15 protein-coding genes are annotated in these 16,764 nt (G+C 72.2%); 4 read left to right on the top strand and 11 right to left on the bottom strand.

Features of this window, described 5'->3' with window-relative positions:
* Positions 1 to 268 precede the first annotated feature (268 nt).
* Both ACWDVW_RS25255 and ACWDVW_RS25250 read left to right on the top strand, forming a co-directional pair.
* Complete coding sequence (locus ACWDVW_RS25255; protein ID WP_449953374.1) at positions 269 to 862, top strand: pyridoxamine 5'-phosphate oxidase family protein; 594 nt, start codon at positions 269 to 271, stop codon at positions 860 to 862.
* Positions 863 to 1,106: 244 nt separating this feature from the next.
* A complete protein-coding gene (locus ACWDVW_RS25250) occupies positions 1,107 to 1,448 on the top strand; it encodes an RNA polymerase-binding protein RbpA (protein WP_007460094.1) in 342 nt (113 codons plus the stop codon).
* A 66-nt stretch (positions 1,449 to 1,514) separates the two neighbouring features.
* On the opposite strand, the gene ACWDVW_RS25245 is transcribed toward ACWDVW_RS25250, so the two are convergent.
* The 4 genes from ACWDVW_RS25245 to ACWDVW_RS25230 form a co-directional block, all read right to left on the bottom strand.
* Complete coding sequence (locus ACWDVW_RS25245; protein ID WP_449953371.1) at positions 1,515 to 2,066, bottom strand: FxsA family protein; 552 nt, start codon at positions 2,064 to 2,066, stop codon at positions 1,515 to 1,517.
* Between the two features lie 90 nt (positions 2,067 to 2,156).
* A complete protein-coding gene (locus ACWDVW_RS25240; RefSeq protein ID WP_449953369.1) occupies positions 2,157 to 2,963 on the bottom strand; it encodes a polyprenol monophosphomannose synthase in 807 nt (268 codons plus the stop codon).
* Between the two features lie 30 nt (positions 2,964 to 2,993).
* A complete protein-coding gene (gene lnt / locus ACWDVW_RS25235) occupies positions 2,994 to 4,613 on the bottom strand; it encodes an apolipoprotein N-acyltransferase (RefSeq protein WP_449953385.1) in 1,620 nt (539 codons plus the stop codon).
* Between the two features lie 122 nt (positions 4,614 to 4,735).
* On the bottom strand, positions 4,736 to 6,313 hold the full coding sequence (locus tag ACWDVW_RS25230; RefSeq protein WP_449953367.1) for an FAD-dependent oxidoreductase: 1,578 nt from the start codon (positions 6,311 to 6,313) through the stop codon (positions 4,736 to 4,738).
* A 74-nt stretch (positions 6,314 to 6,387) separates the two neighbouring features.
* Here ACWDVW_RS25230 and ACWDVW_RS25225 point away from each other — a divergent pair, with 74 nt between their 5' ends.
* Positions 6,388 to 6,969 (top strand): helix-turn-helix domain-containing protein, encoded by a 582-nt coding sequence (locus ACWDVW_RS25225; protein ID WP_449953365.1) that lies wholly within the window; start codon positions 6,388 to 6,390, stop codon positions 6,967 to 6,969.
* Positions 6,970 to 7,376: 407 nt separating this feature from the next.
* On the opposite strand, the gene ACWDVW_RS25220 is transcribed toward ACWDVW_RS25225, so the two are convergent.
* From ACWDVW_RS25220 to kdd, 6 genes are read right to left on the bottom strand one after another with little or no spacing between them, the layout of a single operon-like run.
* Positions 7,377 to 8,705 carry a glutamate mutase L gene (locus ACWDVW_RS25220; RefSeq protein WP_449953362.1) on the bottom strand — a complete coding sequence of 443 codons (1,329 nt, stop codon included), beginning with the start codon at positions 8,703 to 8,705 and terminating at the stop codon, positions 7,377 to 7,379.
* Positions 8,702 to 9,094, bottom strand: coding sequence for a 3-aminobutyryl-CoA ammonia lyase (gene kal, locus ACWDVW_RS25215; protein ID WP_449953359.1), 393 nt, complete (start codon positions 9,092 to 9,094; stop codon positions 8,702 to 8,704). Before kal ends, ACWDVW_RS25220 begins: the two co-directional genes overlap by 4 nt.
* Entirely contained in the window at positions 9,091 to 9,852 is a 762-nt protein-coding gene (gene kamE / locus ACWDVW_RS25210; RefSeq protein WP_449953356.1) for a lysine 5,6-aminomutase subunit beta, read from the bottom strand. Before kamE ends, kal begins: the two co-directional genes overlap by 4 nt.
* On the bottom strand, positions 9,849 to 11,420 hold the full coding sequence (gene kamD / locus ACWDVW_RS25205) for a lysine 5,6-aminomutase subunit alpha (protein ID WP_449953382.1): 1,572 nt from the start codon (positions 11,418 to 11,420) through the stop codon (positions 9,849 to 9,851). The genes kamE and kamD overlap by 4 nt, the downstream gene beginning before the upstream one ends.
* Before the next feature lie 5 nt (positions 11,421 to 11,425).
* Positions 11,426 to 12,994 carry an amidohydrolase gene (locus ACWDVW_RS25200; protein WP_449953353.1) on the bottom strand — a complete coding sequence of 523 codons (1,569 nt, stop codon included), beginning with the start codon at positions 12,992 to 12,994 and terminating at the stop codon, positions 11,426 to 11,428.
* A gap of 4 nt (positions 12,995 to 12,998) precedes the next feature.
* A complete protein-coding gene (gene kdd / locus ACWDVW_RS25195; RefSeq protein WP_449953351.1) occupies positions 12,999 to 14,054 on the bottom strand; it encodes an L-erythro-3,5-diaminohexanoate dehydrogenase in 1,056 nt (351 codons plus the stop codon).
* A 173-nt stretch (positions 14,055 to 14,227) separates the two neighbouring features.
* Between kdd and ACWDVW_RS25190 the strand changes: the two genes are divergently transcribed.
* Positions 14,228 to 15,637: a KamA family radical SAM protein gene (locus tag ACWDVW_RS25190; RefSeq protein WP_449953350.1), complete on the top strand. Its 1,410-nt coding sequence runs from the start codon at positions 14,228 to 14,230 to the stop codon at positions 15,635 to 15,637.
* Positions 15,638 to 15,736: 99 nt separating this feature from the next.
* Here the strand turns inward: ACWDVW_RS25190 and ACWDVW_RS25185 are convergent, their stop codons facing one another.
* Entirely contained in the window at positions 15,737 to 15,931 is a 195-nt protein-coding gene (locus ACWDVW_RS25185; protein WP_117227666.1) for a CsbD family protein, read from the bottom strand.
* Between the last annotated feature and the right edge of the window lie 833 nt (positions 15,932 to 16,764).

Here is a 16,764-nt window from a genome sequence, read left to right as displayed (position 1 = left end):
GATCTCTTATATTCTGTTCTTGCAGATCTCCGGTGTCCTTCAGCTTCATTTTAGGTTTGGGCGCGAATAGTGCGAGATTCGCGCCCAAACCTCTTGATCAACGCGCCGGTCCCGGGTCCGGGCCGGGCTCGGTGGGGGCGGTGGGGGTGGGGCTTCTGGGGGTGGGGGCTGTCGAGCTGAACCGTTCGTGCTGTCGCGGGCGTCGGTGGGGTGTCGAGGGCTGGGAAGGGGGCGGCGGGGTGGGTGGGGACTCGCCGATGATGGGCGCATGGGGAAGACCTACGAACGCATCGACGGTCGGCTGCGGGACTTCATCGAGGCCCAGCCGATGTTCTTCACCGCGACCGCGCCGCTTGCCGGCGACGGCACGGTCAACCTGTCGCCGAAGGGCCTGCGGGGGTGCCTGGCGGTGCTCGACGAGCTGACCGTGGCCTACCTCGACTTCGCCGGCAGCAACGCCGAGACCATCGCCCACCTGCGGGAGAACGGCCGGATCACGCTGATGTGGTGCGCCTTCTCCGGTCCGCCGTCGATCGTTCGGGTCCACGGGCAGGGCGAGCCGGTGTTCCGCGACGACCCCCGCTTCCCGGGGCTGCTGGCCCGTTTCCCGGACATCGACAGCGCCGATCACGGGCTGCGGGCGATCATCGTGGTGCGCGCCCGGCTGATCCGCGACACCTGCGGGTTCGCGGTGCCGCTGATGACCTACGACGCCGACCGGGACCTGCACGGCCGCCGGTTCGCCCGGGAGGACGACGCGTCGCTGGACGCCTACTTCGCCGGCAAGGACGACGTCGCCACCAGCATCGACGGCCTGCCGGGGCTGCCGCTGCCCCTGCCGCCGACGCCCCGGGCCGGTTGATCACGGCGCGCCGCCACCCACCGGCCCCGGCCTGGTGCGCGCGACGGCTACGATTCCCGCTGGCGGCGACGGTCCGCCGAGACGACCCGGCGGGCGGACCCGACCGGGTACGCGCTGCGGCCCGCTACCCTTGACCCGTACCCGCCGTGCTGCGGGACGCCGAGACGCGGCCACGGGGAATGGCGCGGCGACGGCGGACCGTTACACCGATAGGACCAGCACCACCACAGAGGGGAAGTCGATCATGGGCGAGCGCATGCTGCGCGGTAGCCGACTGGGCGCGGTCAGCTACGAATCCGATCGCAACACGGAGCTCGCGCCGCGGCAGACCCGCGAGTACCTGTGCGCCAAGGGTCACCAGTTCGAGGTGCCGTTCGCCGTCGACGCCGAGGTGCCCACCACCTGGGAGTGCAAGTTCGACGGCAGCGTGGCCCGGCTGGTCGACGGCAACGAGCCGGAGCAGAAGAAGGCCAAGCCGCCGCGTACGCACTGGGACATGCTGTTGGAGCGGCGCTCGATCGCCGAGCTGGAGGACATCCTCGCCGAGCGGCTCCAGGAGGTCCGCACCCGCCGCGGTCGCGCCTGAGCAGTCACCACCGGCGCCCCGGGAGATCATCTCCCGGGGCGCCGTCGTGCGTGCGATGGGTCGCGCTCAGCGCGGCTCGACGATCTCACCTTCGATGGCGCGGCCGTCGTCGACCACCGGTGTCACCGGCTGCTGCTGCGGCGGCGTCTGCGGCGCGGGGGCGGGCTGCTCGCCGGCCGGCTGCTGCGGCGCACCCCGGTACACGTGCACCCGGCGCGGCCCGAACAGGTCACCGGCGGTCATCGACGACACCCGCCGCTCGGCCGAACGCTGGATGCCGCCACGGGCCAGCCGGCGCACCGGCGGCACCAGCAGCACCAACCCCACCACCCCGCTGACCAGCCCCGGGGTGGCCAGCAGCAACGCGCCGAGCAACCCGATCAGCCCGTCGGTGACCTGACCGCCGGGCGGCCGGCCGGACTGCGCCGCGTCCCGGAAGCCCCGCCAGGCCCGGATCCCCTCGCGACGTAGCAGGACCAGTCCCAGCAGCGAGGCCGCGAACACCAGCAGCGTCGCCGCGCCGAAGCCGATCGCCCGGCCCACCACCACGAACACGGCCAGTTCCACTGCCAGGGACAGCAGCAGGGCCAACGGTACGAACTTCACTGTCCGGCGCATCTCACCCCATCCGCCTCACGGCGCTCGTCATCGGACGGCGCGCCCGGCGGGGCGCAGCCGTCCCGTCCGTCAAGCATGACACGCTCCGGCTCATGGCCAGCGGGCCCGCCCCACCGTCGCCGCCTGCCAACCCTGCCGCACCGCGCTACGCCGGTCGCGTACCGCCCAGCCGGTGATGCGCCACAGCGCCTCGGCCACGATCAGCGGACTCATCTTGCTGTCGCCGCGTTCCCGCTCGGCGAAGGTGATCGGCACCTCGACGATGCGCGCCCCGGCGCGGTGCGCCAACCGGGATAGCTCCACCTGGAACGAGTACCCCTGGGAACACACCGACTCCAGGTCCACCGCGTCGAGCACACCCGCCCGGTACACCCGGTAGCCGCCGGTGGCGTCGGCCACCGGCATGCCCAGCGCCAGCCGCGCGTACAGGTTGCCGCACCGCGACAGCAGCAGCCGCCGCAGCGGCCAGTTCAGCACCCGGGCGCCCCGGGTCCACCGCGACCCGATCACCACGTCGGCGTGGCGGGCGGCGGCCAGCAGCGCCGGCAGGTCCTCCGGGGCGTGCGAGCCGTCGGCGTCCATCTCCACCACCGCGTCGTAGCCGCGCTGGCGCGCCCACGCGAAACCGGCCAGGTACGCCGCGCCGAGGCCCTGCTTGCCCTCCCGGTGCAGCACGTGCACGTGCGCGTCGCCGCGGGCCAGACCGTCGGCGATGCGGCCGGTGCCGTCGGGGCTGTTGTCGTCGGCGACGAGGATCTCCACCTGCGGTGCGGCGCCACGGACCCGCCGCACGATCGCGCCGACGTTGTCAGCCTCGTTGTAGGTCGGGATCACCACCAGCACCCGACCCACGCCGGGCACCCCGGTCGCCGCCGGGCGGATGTCGGTCCTGCGCATCACCGCTGCCCCTCTCCGGGCAGCCGCCGGTCATCCGGCTGCGCCGCCCCACCGTCGCCGCACCAGGGCCGCCCCGACCAACGCGGCCACGGACAGCCCGGCCAGCACCACCTCGGGCAGCACCCCGACCCGGGTGGCGAGGGTGCGCCCCTCGGTCAGCCGCAGCTCACGCACCACGACCGCCTGGGTGTTGAACCCGGTGGCGTCGCTTACCCGCCCGTCCGGGGAGACGAACCCGGACACTCCGACCGTGGAGGCCATCAACGCGGGCCGACCGTGCTCGATCGCCCGCAACCGGACCATCGCCAACTGCTGACGGGCCTCGGCCTCGTCGAAGGTGGCGTTGTTGGTCTGTACGACCAGCAGTTGCGCCCCACCGATCACGGTGTCGCGCACCAGCCCGTCGTAGGCCACCTCGAAGCAGATCACGTCGCCGAGCACCGCCGCCGGGGTGCGCACCACCCCCGGTGCGGTGCCGGCCACGAAGTCGGCGCGGACCCGGTCGACCTGGTCGCTGACCATCCGGGCGATCCGGCGCAGCGGCACGTACTCGGCGAACGGCACCGGATGCCGCTTGATGTAGAGCTGCTCCAGGTCGGGGCCGCTGCCCGGACGCCACAGCAGCCCCGCGTTGCGCACCTGCCCCTGCTCGGGGCCGGTCAGCACCGCACCGACCAGGATCGGTACGCCGATCGCGTCGGCGGCCTCGGAGATGCGGATGTTGGCCGACTGGTTGCGCAGCGGGTCGATGTCGCTGGAGTTCTCCGGCCACACCACCAGGTCCGGTCGGGCCCGGGTGCCGGCGGCCACCTCACCGGCGAGGGCGATGGTGGCGTTCACGTGGTTGTTCAGCACCGCCTGCCGTTGGGCGTTGAAGTCCAACCCGAGACGCGGCACGTTGCCCTGCACGATCGCCACGGTCACCGTGTCACCGGTGGCCACGGTGCTCACCGGCACCAGCAGCCCCCCACCGAACAGCAGCACCAGCGCCGCCGCGCATCCGGCGGCCGGCCGCCACCGACCGGTGCCGGTGGCGTCACGCCGGGCCCGCACCGTCCACCACACGCCGGCCACCAGCAGCCCACCGGCCGTGGCGACGGCGAACGTCACCAGCGGGGCACCGCCGACGGCGGCCAACCCCAGCAGCGGGGAGCCGTCCTGGCCGAACGCCAGCCGCCCCCACGGGAACCCCCCGAACGGGGTGCGGTCCCGCAAAGCCTCCTGCCCCACCCACAGCACACCGGTCAGCGCCGGCCACACCGCCGGGTACCGGTCGGCCAGCGGCGACACCCACGCGGTGCCCAGGCCCAGCAGCGCCAGGTAGCCGGCCTGCAACAGCGACAGCAGCACCCACGGCAGGTAGCCGGTGTGCAAATTCGTCCAGGACAGCAGCGGCGCGAACAGCGCCAGCCCGGTCAGGAAACCCAGACCCGCGCCGGCCCGCAGTCGCCGCCGGTGCGTCGCGGCGGCCAGCAGCGCCACTCCGACCGGCGCCAGCGGCCACCACCCGTACGGCGGGAACGCCACCAGCAGCGCCAACCCGGCGGCCACCGCCATCACCACCGCCACCGGCAGAGGCAGCGGACGGGGCGTACCGTCGGGCCGGCAGGTGGTGGGCCGGACGGTGTCGGCGCGGTCCGCAGTCGTCACGGGGGCCTCAGGCGGGGTCACGCGCCGAAGGCTACCCGCCCGGCGGCCCCCGACGCCGACGCGGTCACCGGCCTCGTCGCCGCCGGTGACCGCGCGCCCTGCTCCCGCCCCTGCGGGGTGCCTCAGCGGCGGCGGGCCACCAGCACCGCGTCGTGGATGACCACGTCCCGGCCGTCGTGCACCGCCGACCGGGGGCGGCGCTGCGTGACCAGCACCTCGAACCGCTGCGGGTCCAGGTCCGCGGCGACCTGCTCGGCGGTGAACATCATCTCCGGGTAGCGGGCGCGGTGACCACCGACGTGCGTGTCACCCGGATCGTGTCCGACGATCAGCAGCCGCCCGCCCGGGGCCACCGCCTCGGCCAGCCGCGCGAACATCTCCCGCCGCGCTTCCGGCGGAAGCTGCATGAACTGCGCCGACACCAGGTCGTACGCGCCCGGCGGCGGCGACCAGCGTTGCAGGTCCGCGTGCGTGAACTCGATGCGCGCGGCCACCTGCGCACCGGCGTCGCGGGCGTGCCCGGCGGCCCGCTCGAGGGCGGTGGCGGAGATGTCCACGCCGGTGACCTGCCAGCCCTGCTCGGCCAGCCACACCGCGTCGGCGCCCTCGCCGCTGCCCACGTCCAACGCCCGGCCCGGCGTGGTGCCCGCCACCTCGGCGACGAGCTGCGGGTTGGGTCGGCCGCTCCACATCGACGTCCGGGACCGGTACCGCTCCTCCCAGGCCGCCTCGGTGAACATCTCCTCCCGCTGCCGGCGACGTGCGTCCACCGCGCGCCGGGTGTCCTCCTCGACCAGGTCGGCGTTGATCGCCGCCCCGGCCGTCAGGCCCGCCCCGGCGGCCCGGATCACCTGCGCGGACACGTCGGTGACGTTGCCGGCGACCCACACCCCCGGCACGGCGGTGGCGCCGGTCGCGTCGGCCGCGATGCGGCGGCCGATCACGTGCCCGGACATCTCCACGTCCTCCGGGAGCAGCCCGAGTGACTCCAGCAGCGCCGACCGGGCGGTCATCCCCGTCGCCACCACCAGCGCGTCCAGCGCCACGACCTCCCCGGAGGCCAGCCGTACGCCGGTGAGCCGGTCCTCGGCCACCGTCACGCCCGTCACCTCACCCGGCACCACACCGACGTCGCGGGCGGCCAACCGCTCGGCCTGCTCGGCGTCCGGCGTCGGCCCCTCGTGCGCCAGCACCAGCACGTGCGGGCTCCACTGCCGCCACAGCAGCGCCTGGTGCACCGCCAGCGGCCCGGTCGCCAGCACCCCGATGCGCCGGTCCCGCACCTCCCACCCGTGGCAGTACGGGCAGTGCAGCACGTCGCGACCCCACCGCTGCGCCAACCCCGGCACCGGCGGCAACTCGTCGACCAGGCCGGTGGTGACCAGCAGCCGCCGCGCCCGGACCCGCCGGTCGCCGTCGACGGCCACCACGAAGTCGTCCCCGTCGCGGGTCACCGCCTCGACCCGCCCGTCCACGACGTGCCCGCCGTGCCCGGTGACCTCGGCACGGCCGGTCGCCGTCAACTCCGCCGGCGGCGTACCCTCCCGGCCCAGATAGTTGTGCACCCGGTCGGCGGGGGCGTTGCGGGGCGCTCCGGCGTCCACCACCAGCACCGTGCGGCGCGCCCGCGCCAGGGCCAGCGCCCCGGCCAGTCCGGCCGCGCCGCCGCCGACCACCACCACGTCGTATCCGTCGTCCATGCGTACCCCCTCGTGACCTTCTGCGGCACCCACGCTGCACCCCGCCCGCCGAAACGACAAGTAATGTTGCTGTTATGGCAAACGACGAGGCGACGGTGCTCGCGGAGGTCGGCCCCCGGCTCCGGGCCCTGCGCAAACGACGCGGCACCACCCTGAGCGAACTCGCCGACACCACCGGCATCTCCGTCAGCACCCTGTCCCGACTCGAATCCGGCCACCGCCGCCCCACCCTGGAACTGCTCCTGCCGCTGGCCCGCGCCCACCAGGTGCCCCTGGACGAACTCGTCGGCGCACCCGCCGTCGGCGACCCCCGCGTCCGCCCCCAGCCGATCGTCCGCCACGGCATGACGTTCCTGCCGCTGACCCGCCGCCCCGGCGGCGTCCAGGCGTTCAAGCAGATCCTGCCGCCCCACACCCCCACCGACCCGCAACCGGCCTCCCACGAGGGCTACGAATGGCTGTACGTGCTCTCCGGCCGCATCCGGCTGCGCCTGGGCGACAACGACCTGATCCTGCACCCCGGCGAGGTCGCCGAGTTCGACACCCGGGTGCCGCACTCCGTCGCCAACCCCGACCCGACCCCCGCCGAAGTCCTCAACCTCTATGGCCCACAGGGCGAACGGCTGCACGTGCGGGCCCGACCCGCCGCCGACTGAGCACACGAAATCGGGGCGCGGCATACGCCGCGCCCCGATGCTCCCAGGCCCTTCCCAGCCGGTGCGGCGGGAATGAGGCACCCCGACCTTCGGACCGACCGGACGGTGACTGGCTGTCCCCGTCGGGCCGTTGTCTACTGGCCGTGCACCCCACCCTGCCCGTACACCGGTAACCGCGGCCGGTTCGCGCCGCCCCGCCGACCCCCGCCCGCTGGACCTGGCCGCCGCGACAACCGTCGCTCGGCCAGCGGACGAAGGGACGAAGCGAACAACAGCCGCTTCCCGTGGTAGGACTCAAAGACGGTACGTGGCTCACCCCCGGCCTTGTCAACCCACCCCCGACGAGTCGCCGCACCGGCACGGCGTGTCGCGCTCACCGTCACCGTCCGAAACCGACCCGACACCGGTCACGCCGAGGTCAGCGGCCCCACCAGGGCCCGCGCCGCACCCGGATGCTCCGCCGCCAACAACCCCGCCGCCGCCAACACGTAGTCCGAGTCCACCACCGCCCGCGCCGCCCTCGGCACCGCCCACCCACCCGCGTGATCACCCAACACCGCCCGCCACACCGGCGTCACCTCACCGTCGCGGGCATGCCGCAACACCCCACCCGAACCCACCAGCAGCCGCACGTCCCGCAGATCCCGACCGGCCCGCTCACCGGTCCCCACACCCCGGGCATGCCGCCGCACCGCCACCGTCGCCGCCAACGCCGCCAACCGGCCGTCCCACACCCGCCCCGCCGCGTCCACCGGCAGGAAACCCGGATCGGCGGCCCGCACCGCCGCCGCAGCCACCAACGCGTCCCGCTCACCGTCGGCCACCAGCCGCTCCTCCACGGCGGCCCGCACCACCCCCGGCGCGCTCCACCGCATCCCCAGATCCCCCTCCACCGTCCGCGCCCGCCACAACGCCCCGGCCACCTCCCGACCCGGGCCGTCGGCCCGCTCGTCCGGAGTCAACACCGAGTACACGTCCGTGGTGGCACCCCCCACGTCCACCACCACCAGATCACCACCGGCCGCCTCCGCCAACACCTCCACCCCGGTCAGCACCGCATCCGGCGTCGCCGCCCGCACCAGCCGCGCGAACCGCGACCCCCGCGACAACCGCTTACCGCCGATCACGTGCCGCAGGAACACCTGCCGGATCGCCGACCGCGCCGACACCGGCGACAACACCCCGATCCGCGGCAACACGTTGTCGGCCACCGTCACCGGCACCCCCGCACCGGCCAACACCGCCGCCAACTCCTCACGCACATCGACGTTGCCCGCCAACACCACCGGCACCCGCCACCGCGCCCGCGCCAACCGCGTCGCGTTGTGGGTCAACGTCTCGGCGTCCCCACCGTCGGTGCCACCCACCAGCAACACCACGTCCGGCCGCGCCGCCCGCAACCCGGCCAGCTCCGCCCGCCCCAACCGGCCGGCGGCCACGTGCACCACATCGGCCCCCGCCGACAACCCCACCCGTCGGCCCGCCTGCGCGGTCACCAACGGCTCGTACCCCACCACCGCCAACCGCAGCCCACCACCGGCCGACGAACACACGAACCACGGCACCTCCCGCGCACCCACCCCGGCCGCCGCCACCGCCGCGTCCAGGCCGTGCACCACGTCCGTCCCCACCGTCGTCGGCACCGCCGCCGCCGCGACCAACCCGCCGCCGGCCAGGTCGACCACCGCCACCTTCGTGAACGTCGACCCGACGTCGGCGCAGACCGCGACACTCATACCGGCGCGGGCACGACCACCGTGCCGGTCGCCGACACCGCCACCACCGGCACCTCCAACACCTCCGCCGCCGACTCGCCCCGATCCGGCCGCCCCCGACACACCACCCGCGCCTCGAACTCCAACGTCCGGCTACGGGTACCCATCCGGGTCACCGTCGCCACCACCTCCAGCACGTCACCGGCCTTCATCGGCGCCCGGAACTGCACATCCGAGTACGACGCGAACAACCCCTCGTCCCCGTCCGTGCGGATACACACCTCCGTGGCCACGTCACCGAACAACCCCAACGCGTACGCCCCGTCGACCAGGTTCCCCGCGTAATGCGCGTGCGCGTACGGCACATACCGCCGATGCGTCACCGTCAACCCCACCCGAGGATCCGTCATGCCGCCCCCACCTTCCGACCCGTCACCAACGCGTGCACCAGAAACGACGCCACCTCACCCGGCGTGGTGCCCCGACCGAAGATCCGATCCACCCCCAACTCGGCGGCCTGCGACTCGTCGAACCGCGGCCCACCCACGATCAGCAACGGCCGCCGCCCCGCCGGCATCGCCTCCCGGAACGCCGCCGACATCTCCCGCGTGTTGTGCAGATGCGCGTCCCGCTGCGTCACCACCTGCGACACCAACACCGCATCCGCCCGCGCCGCCCGCGCCGCCTCCACCAACTCCGGCACACTCACCTGCGCACCCAGGTTCGTCACCGACAACTCCCGGTAATACTCCAGGCCCTTCTCCCCCGCGATCCCCTTCACGTTCAGGATCGCGTCGATGCCCACCGTGTGCGCGTCCGTGCCGATACACGCCCCCACCACCGACAACTTCCGCCGCAACCGCCGCTTCACCACCGCGTTGACCTCCTTGGCCGACAGCAGCGGAAAGTCCCGCTCCACCACCTGCACCGCCGACAGGTCCACCAGATGGTTCACCCGCCCGTACACCACGAAGAACGTGAACCCGTCACCCATCTGCTTCGCGTGCACCAACAACGCCGGATCCATCCCCATCCGGTTCGCCAACTGGATCGCCGCACCCTCGGCCCGCTTGTCGTGCGGCACCGGCAACGTGAACGACACCTGCACCATGCCGTCACCCGTGGTGTCCCCGTACGGCCGCACCACCGGACCCTGCGCCGCGCTCACGCCACCGCCTCCAGGATCTCCGTCGCCGGGTTGTAGTAGTCGGCCTCGTGCGCCGCCACCCCGTCGAGCCCCTTGCCCCGATCCGCCGGCCGCTTCATGATCCCGAACGTGCCCTCGGCGATCGCCGTCAACAACGACCGCTCACCGATGCGCTCCAACAACTCCACCGCCTCACCCAGCACGTGGTGCGCCCGCTGCTGGATGAACCCACCCGGCGCCGGCACGAAGTCCTCGTGCAACCCACCGGCGGCACCCAACACGTACCGCACGTTCTGCAGGGCGATGTCCCGGTCCGACAACCACGGCGTCACCACCGCCTCCGTCATCATCCCCACCAGCAGGATCCCCTGCCCCGTCATGGCACCCACCAGATTGAAGAACCCGTCCAGCAGATTGCCCCGGAACACGTCACCGGTCATGTGCTTCGTCGGCGGCATCCACTTCAACGGCGCATCCGGGAACAACTCCCGCGCCAACAACGCGTGCGCCAACTCCAACCGGAACGACTCCGGCACCTCCGGATTGATCTCGAACGCGTGCCCCAGCCCCAACTGCCAGTCCGCCAACCCCGCCTCGTGCGCGAAGTACTCGTTCAGCAACTGCGACACCGTCACCGTGTGCGCCTCGTCCACCGCATCCGCCGTGGTCAGGTAGTTGTCCTCACCGGTGTTGATGATGATCCCCGCCCGCGCGTGCACCTGCCGCGAGAACCGCTGGTCCACGAACGTCCGGATCGGATTGATGTCCCGGAACAGAATCCCGTACATCGAATCGTTGAGCATCATGTCCAGACGCTCCAGACCCGCAAGCGTCGCCATCTCCGGCATGCACAACCCCGACGCGTAATTCGTCAACCGCACATACCGGCCCAACTCCCGCGACGACTCGTCCAACGCCGCCCGCATCAACCGGAAGTTCTCCTGCGTCGCGTACGTCCCCGCGAACCCCTCCCGGGTCGCTCCCTCCGGCACGTAGTCCAACAACGACTGACCCGTCGACCGGATCACCGCGATCACATCCGCACCCGCCCGCGCCGCCGCCTGAGCCTGCGGAATGTCCTCATAGATGTCCCCCGTCGCCACGATCAGATACACCCACGGCCGCCGCACCGGATCCCCGAACCGCCGCACCAACCGATCCCGCTCCGCCCGCCGCCGATCGATCCGCCGCACCCCCGCCGCCACCGCCCGCCGCGCCGACCGCCGCGCCACCGACGCCGACCTCCCCGACGGCACCACGAACCGCACCGCACCCGCCGCCGCCTTCTGCGCCAGCAACGTCACATCCGAGACCTGCTCCCGCGCCAACGCCTCGAACACCGGCACCGCCACCCCGTGCCCCAACCCCACATCCGCCACCACCGCGTCCACCAACCGGTTCACCCACGGAATACCGTCCGGATCGGCACCCGCCACCCCGGCCAACCGCAACACCGCACGCTCCACCGACACCGTGGTGTGCCCCCGCGCCAACTCCACCACCGGCTGCCCGACCCGCCGCGCCAACTCCCGCGCCCGCGCCACCACCACCGGATCCAGATCCAGCTTCCCGCCCGAGAAACCACTCACCTGCGTCACGACGACCCTTCCTCGTAAATCACCTCACCGCGCAACACCGTCGCCCGGCACACCGGCAACGGCGTCGGATCCTGCACCCCCCGCACCTGCGGATCCTCGGCCTCCAACACCGGCAACCCCCGCGCCACCCCCGCCGGCGACGACCACACCGCGAACGTCGCCGGCGCCCCCAACGCCAACACCCCCTCACTGTCCCGATGCACCGCCCGCCAACCACCCCGCGTATGCGCCGCGAACGCCGCCCGCACACTCATCCGCTGCACCGGGTTGTGATGCGCCACCGCCGCCCGCACCGACCCCCACGGATCCAACGGCGTCACCGGCGAATCCGACCCGAACGCCAACGCCACCCCCACCCCGTGCATCGCCCCCATCGGATTCGACGCCAACGACCGCGCCAACCCCAACCGCGCCTCGTACATCCGACCCGCGCCACCCCACAACCGGTCGAACGCCGGCTGCATCGACGCCACCACCCCGAACTCCACGAACCCGGCGATCAACCGCCGATCCACGATCTCCGCGTGCTCGATCCGATGCCGCGCCGCACGCACCCGCTCCGTCCCCAACTTCTCCGCCGCCCCCGCGAACCCCGCCAACACCGTCGAGATCGCCGCATCCCCGATCGCGTGGAACCCGCCCTGCATCCCGTGCGCCGCACAGTCCAACAAATGATCACGAACCTGCTCCGCCGTCAGATACCCGTGACCACACCCCTGCCCGTCCACGTACGCCGCCGACACGTGCGCCGTCCGCGACCCCAACGCCCCGTCCGCGAACAGATCCCCACCCGCGCCCACCGCACCCAACTCCCGCGCCCGCGCCGCACCACCCAACTCACCCCAGTACCCGTACACCTCCGGCACCCCCGCACCCGACAGCGACAACAGGCCCGTGAAGTCCTCCTCGTCCGAGATCTCCGGCCCACCGCACTCGTGCACCGCCGCGATCCCCAACGACGCCGCATGCCGCAACGCCACCCGCTGCGCCGCCACCCGCTGCGCCCGCGACACCGACGCCCGCGCCACCGCCCGCACGACGTGATGCGCGTCCCGCCGCAACCACCCCGACGCGTCGAACCCCGGCGCCGCCACCGCCTCCGGACACGCCGCCAACAACGCCGACGACACCAGCGCCGAATGGATCGACGCCTGCGACAGGTACACCCGCCGCCCACCGGCCGCCCGATCCACCTCCGCCGCCCCCGGCGGCACCGGCACCGACCACGTCGACTCGTCCCACCCGTGCCCCAACACCACCGCGTCCACCGGCAACCCCGCCGCGAACGCCGCCACCGCCGCCAGCAACTCCGCCGCCGAACGCACCCCGGACAGATCCAGCCCCGACAACGCCAACCCGGTGTCACTCACATGCACGTGCGCGTCCACGAACGCCGGCGTCACCAACGCCCCGCCCAGATCCACCACCCGGTCCGCGGCCGGCGCGTCCGCCCCGGCCCCCAACCAGACGATCCGCCCGTCCCGCACCAACAGGGCCGTCGCGGACGGATCCGCCGGGCAGTGCAACACGCCGGCCCGATACAACGTCGAGGGGTTCTTCGTCATGGCCTCAGTCTGCCGCCAGCCGGGCCTCGAAGAGCCCACGCACCCCCGGCACGTCACGCAGCAGCCCCAACGCCAACTCCGCGTGCCCCGGCACGTACCCGTTACCCACCAGCATCGTCACGTCCGCCGCCAGACCCTCCGCACCCAACGCCGCCGCCGCGAAACTCGTCGCCATCGAGAAGAACACCACCGTGCCGCCGTCCGCAGTCGCCAACACCGCACCGTGCTCACACCCCGGCACGTCCACGCAGACCACCGTCACGTCCGCCGGCACCCCCAACGCCGACGTCACCGCCACCGACAACCCCACCGGATCCCGCGCGTCGGCCACCACGACCTCGTCGGCCAGGCCCGCCGCGACCAACGCGTCGCGCTCCGCGACCACCGGCACCACCCCGACCGTACGACCCGCACCCGCCCGCCGCGCCGCCGCCAACGACAACGAACCGCTCTTGCCCGCACCACCGACCACCGCCACCGCGACCGGCCCGAAGCCCGCCGGCCGCTCCGCCACGTACCGCCGCACCACCCGCTCGGTCAACGCCGGCGCCCCACACACGTCCAGCACCGCCAACGACAACTGCGGATCCAGGTCCTCCGGCAGCACCGCCGCGATCGACCGGGCGAACAGGATCGCCCACCCCTCGCACGGCACCTGCTCGCTGAGCCCGTCCCACCGCGCCAACCCGTCGGTGATCACCAGCGGCGTCAGCGTCAACGACACCAGCGTCGCCACCCGCTCACCGGCCTTGAACCCCAACGGCGAACGCCGACCCGCCTCCGCCACCGTGCCGATCAACATCCCGCCCGACCCGGTCACCGGGTTCTGCATCTTGCCCCGCGTCGCGATGATGTCCAGCACCTCGGCGCGTACCGCGTCCCCGTCACCACCGTGCTTGTCCCGCAGCTGGCGGAAACTCGCCGCGTCCAGGTTCAGCCGCTCGACCGAGATCCGCACCTCGTTCGGGCCGATCTCCGGCCGCGCGTCCAACCGCCAGGCCGCCTGCGGCAGCACCCCCGCCGGTTCCACGACCCGGTGCAGACCTACTGGTGACGTCACGCCAACCTCCCTGTCCGACCGCCCGAAGCCCCGACATCAACTCGCATGACGGGAAAACTTCCGGCAGAATAATTCCTGTACCGAATATTTTCCAGTAACCTTCGGTCCGCTGACGAACCCGGATCGACCGACACCCAGGTCGGACGACCACCGACACACCCGCAGGAGGGGCCGTGACCCAGACCCAACCGCCGGTGCACACCACCCCGGCAACACCCGAGCCGGCCCCCACCACCGCACTGACCGGCCAACCGTACGAATACCGCCGCCACCGCCTCGTCGAACCCGACTGGACCCGCTTCCCCGGCTGGCGTCACGTCACCCGCGACCAGTGGGAAAGCGCCCAGTGGCAGCGCGTCAACTGCGTCAAGAACATCAAGCAGCTCCGCACCCTGCTCGGCGACACCGTCGACGAGCACTTCTACGCCGACCTCGACGCCGACCAACGCGCCCTGGCCACCATGTCCATGCTCGTACCACCCCAAATGATCAACACCATGGTGCCGGACGCCCCACCCACCACCGAGACGCTGCTGGCCGACCCGATCCGGCGATACATGATCCCCGTCGCCTCGGACCGCCGCACCGACTGGCCCTCCCACCCGTACGCCACCCGCGACTCACTGCACGAACACGACATGTGGGTCGCCGAGGGGCTCACCCACCGCTATCCCACCAAGGTCCTCGCCGAACTGCTCTCCACCTGTCCCCAGTACTGCGGGCACTGCACGCGCATGGACCTGGTCGGCAACTCCACCCCCGCCGTCGACAAGCTCAAACTCACCCTCAAGCCCGTCGACCGGTACGACGCCCACATCACCTACCTCAAGGCCCACCCCGGCGTACGCGACGTGGTGGTCTCCGGCGGCGACGTGGCCAACGTCCCGTGGCGCAACCTCGAGTCGTACCTGATGCGCCTGCTGGAGATCGAGACCATCCGCGACATCCGGCTCGCCACCAAGGCACTCATGGGCCTGCCGCAGCACTGGTTGCAGCCCGACGTCGTGGAGGGGCTGGAGCGGGTCGCCCGCACCGCCGCCCGACGGGGCGTCAACCTGGCCATCCACACCCACGTCAACCACGCCCAGTCGCTCACCCCACTGGTCGCCAAGGCCACCCAGACCGCCCTCGACGTCGGCGTACGCGACGTGCGCAACCAGGGCGTGCTGATGCGCGGCGTCAACGCCAGCACCACCGACCTGCTCGACCTCTGCTTCGCCCTCCAGGGCGAGGCGGGCATCCTGCCGTACTACTTCTACATGTGCGACATGATCCCCAACGCCGAGCACTGGCGGGTCCCGGTCTGGCACGCCCAGCAGCTCCAGCACGACATCATGGGCTACCTGCCCGGCTACGCCACCCCCCGGATCGTCTGCGACGTGCCCTTCGTCGGCAAGCGCTGGGTGCACATGATCACCGAGTACGACCGCGAACGCGGCATCTCTTACTGGACGAAGAACTACCGCACCTCCATCGAGTCCGCCGACCTGGAGGCCCTCAACAAGCGGTACGCGTACTACGACCCGATCGACACCCTGCCGGAGACCGGCCGGCAGTGGTGGCGGATCCACCGCGACGACTGACCGGACCCGGCGTCGCCCGGTCGGTACCTCCTCCACCGACTGACGCCACGCCGCGAAGCGGGCCACCGGAATGCTCCGGTGGCCCGCTTCTGCGTGCGGTCACTTGGTGAAGGCGTCCTTGGCGTTGCGGCCGGCGTCCTTCACGTTCTCACCGGCCTTACGGGCGCGGGCCTCGGACTGCTCGGTGGCGCCCTCGGCACGCATGCGCTCGTTGTCGGTCATGTCGCCGACGCGCTCCTTGGCGGCGCCGCTCAGTTCCTCGACCTTGTTCTTCGCCTTGTCGGTGAAGCTCATGTCGCCTCCCTGCCTGCCTCGGCGGTCGAGCGCAGCGAATCGCTCCGCTCCTGAGGTCGTGTCCCCTCCTCCGATGATCTGAAACTGTTCTCGGAGCGGTGGTGCCGCGCACACCCGCTAGGGCGTCCTAGGAAGCTAGGTGTAGTGATCGTCGCGACCTGCCGCCGCCCTCAGCGGGCTGTCGAGCTGCCTTATGGCCGCTGTCGAGCTGAACCGTTCCTGCTATCAGAAGTCCCTGCCCTGGTCAGCGGCGACTGGTAGCGCAGTTGACCAGGCGGTGCCCACCGGCCAGCAGGGACGTCGTCTCCTGCCGCGCCCGCGTTCCCACTTCCCCACCCCCTCTACCTCGAGTCGAGCCCGATCTCCGTCGGGCCCCCGACACGCCCACTCCGTCGGGCCCCCGGTCTGCCGACCTCCGTCCGTACGCCAGCCATTCTGAGTGGTGCTGTCTGCTCGGTATCGGCGTCTTGCGGCCGGGACTTGTCGGCATGTGAAGTGCGGACCGAGATGCCCTCGAACGCCTGGACACGCCCGTCGGCCGCCTCCACGCCAATGGCACGGACGCCACCGACCACCCCCAACGGATCCCATCACCGCCTCTCGAACGTGAACCTTGGACAGTTTCCGTTAGCTCGAAACGGGAACTGTCCAAGATCTTGAGCCGATCCGACAGCCAGGCAACCAGCGCCCGAAACACTGGTATCGCCGAAGGCGAGGAAGCGCTGGTGGACCAAGGGCGCTGGTGGACCAAGGGCGCTGGTGGACCAAGGGCGCTGGTGGACCAAGGGCGCTGGTGGACCAAGGGCGCTGGTGGACCAAGGGCGCTGGTGGGC

This window comes from Micromonospora sp. NPDC003241 (genome assembly GCF_053589795.1).
The sequence above is the reverse complement of the archived record's forward strand: the minus strand, read 5'-3'. Positions and strand labels throughout refer to the sequence as shown.

Bases quoted from the DNA above. Each gene is read 5' to 3' on its own strand.
- ACWDVW_RS25200 (WP_449953353.1), bottom strand. From the start codon at position 12,994: ATGACGAAGAACCCCTCGACGTTGTATCGGGCCGGCGTGTTGCACTGC.
- ACWDVW_RS25255 (WP_449953374.1), top strand. From the start codon at position 269: ATGGGGAAGACCTACGAACGCATCGACGGTCGGCTGCGGGACTTCATC.
- ACWDVW_RS25240 (WP_449953369.1), bottom strand. From the start codon at position 2,963: ATGCGCAGGACCGACATCCGCCCGGCGGCGACCGGGGTGCCCGGCGTG.
- ACWDVW_RS25185 (WP_117227666.1), bottom strand. From the start codon at position 15,931: ATGAGCTTCACCGACAAGGCGAAGAACAAGGTCGAGGAACTGAGCGGC.
- ACWDVW_RS25220 (WP_449953362.1), bottom strand. From the start codon at position 8,705: ATGAGTGTCGCGGTCTGCGCCGACGTCGGGTCGACGTTCACGAAGGTG.
- ACWDVW_RS25245 (WP_449953371.1), bottom strand. From the start codon at position 2,066: ATGCGCCGGACAGTGAAGTTCGTACCGTTGGCCCTGCTGCTGTCCCTG.
- ACWDVW_RS25250 (WP_007460094.1), top strand. From the start codon at position 1,107: ATGGGCGAGCGCATGCTGCGCGGTAGCCGACTGGGCGCGGTCAGCTAC.
- ACWDVW_RS25230 (WP_449953367.1), bottom strand. From the start codon at position 6,313: ATGGACGACGGATACGACGTGGTGGTGGTCGGCGGCGGCGCGGCCGGA.
- ACWDVW_RS25225 (WP_449953365.1), top strand. From the start codon at position 6,388: ATGGCAAACGACGAGGCGACGGTGCTCGCGGAGGTCGGCCCCCGGCTC.
- kal (WP_449953359.1), bottom strand. From the start codon at position 9,094: ATGACGGATCCTCGGGTGGGGTTGACGGTGACGCATCGGCGGTATGTG.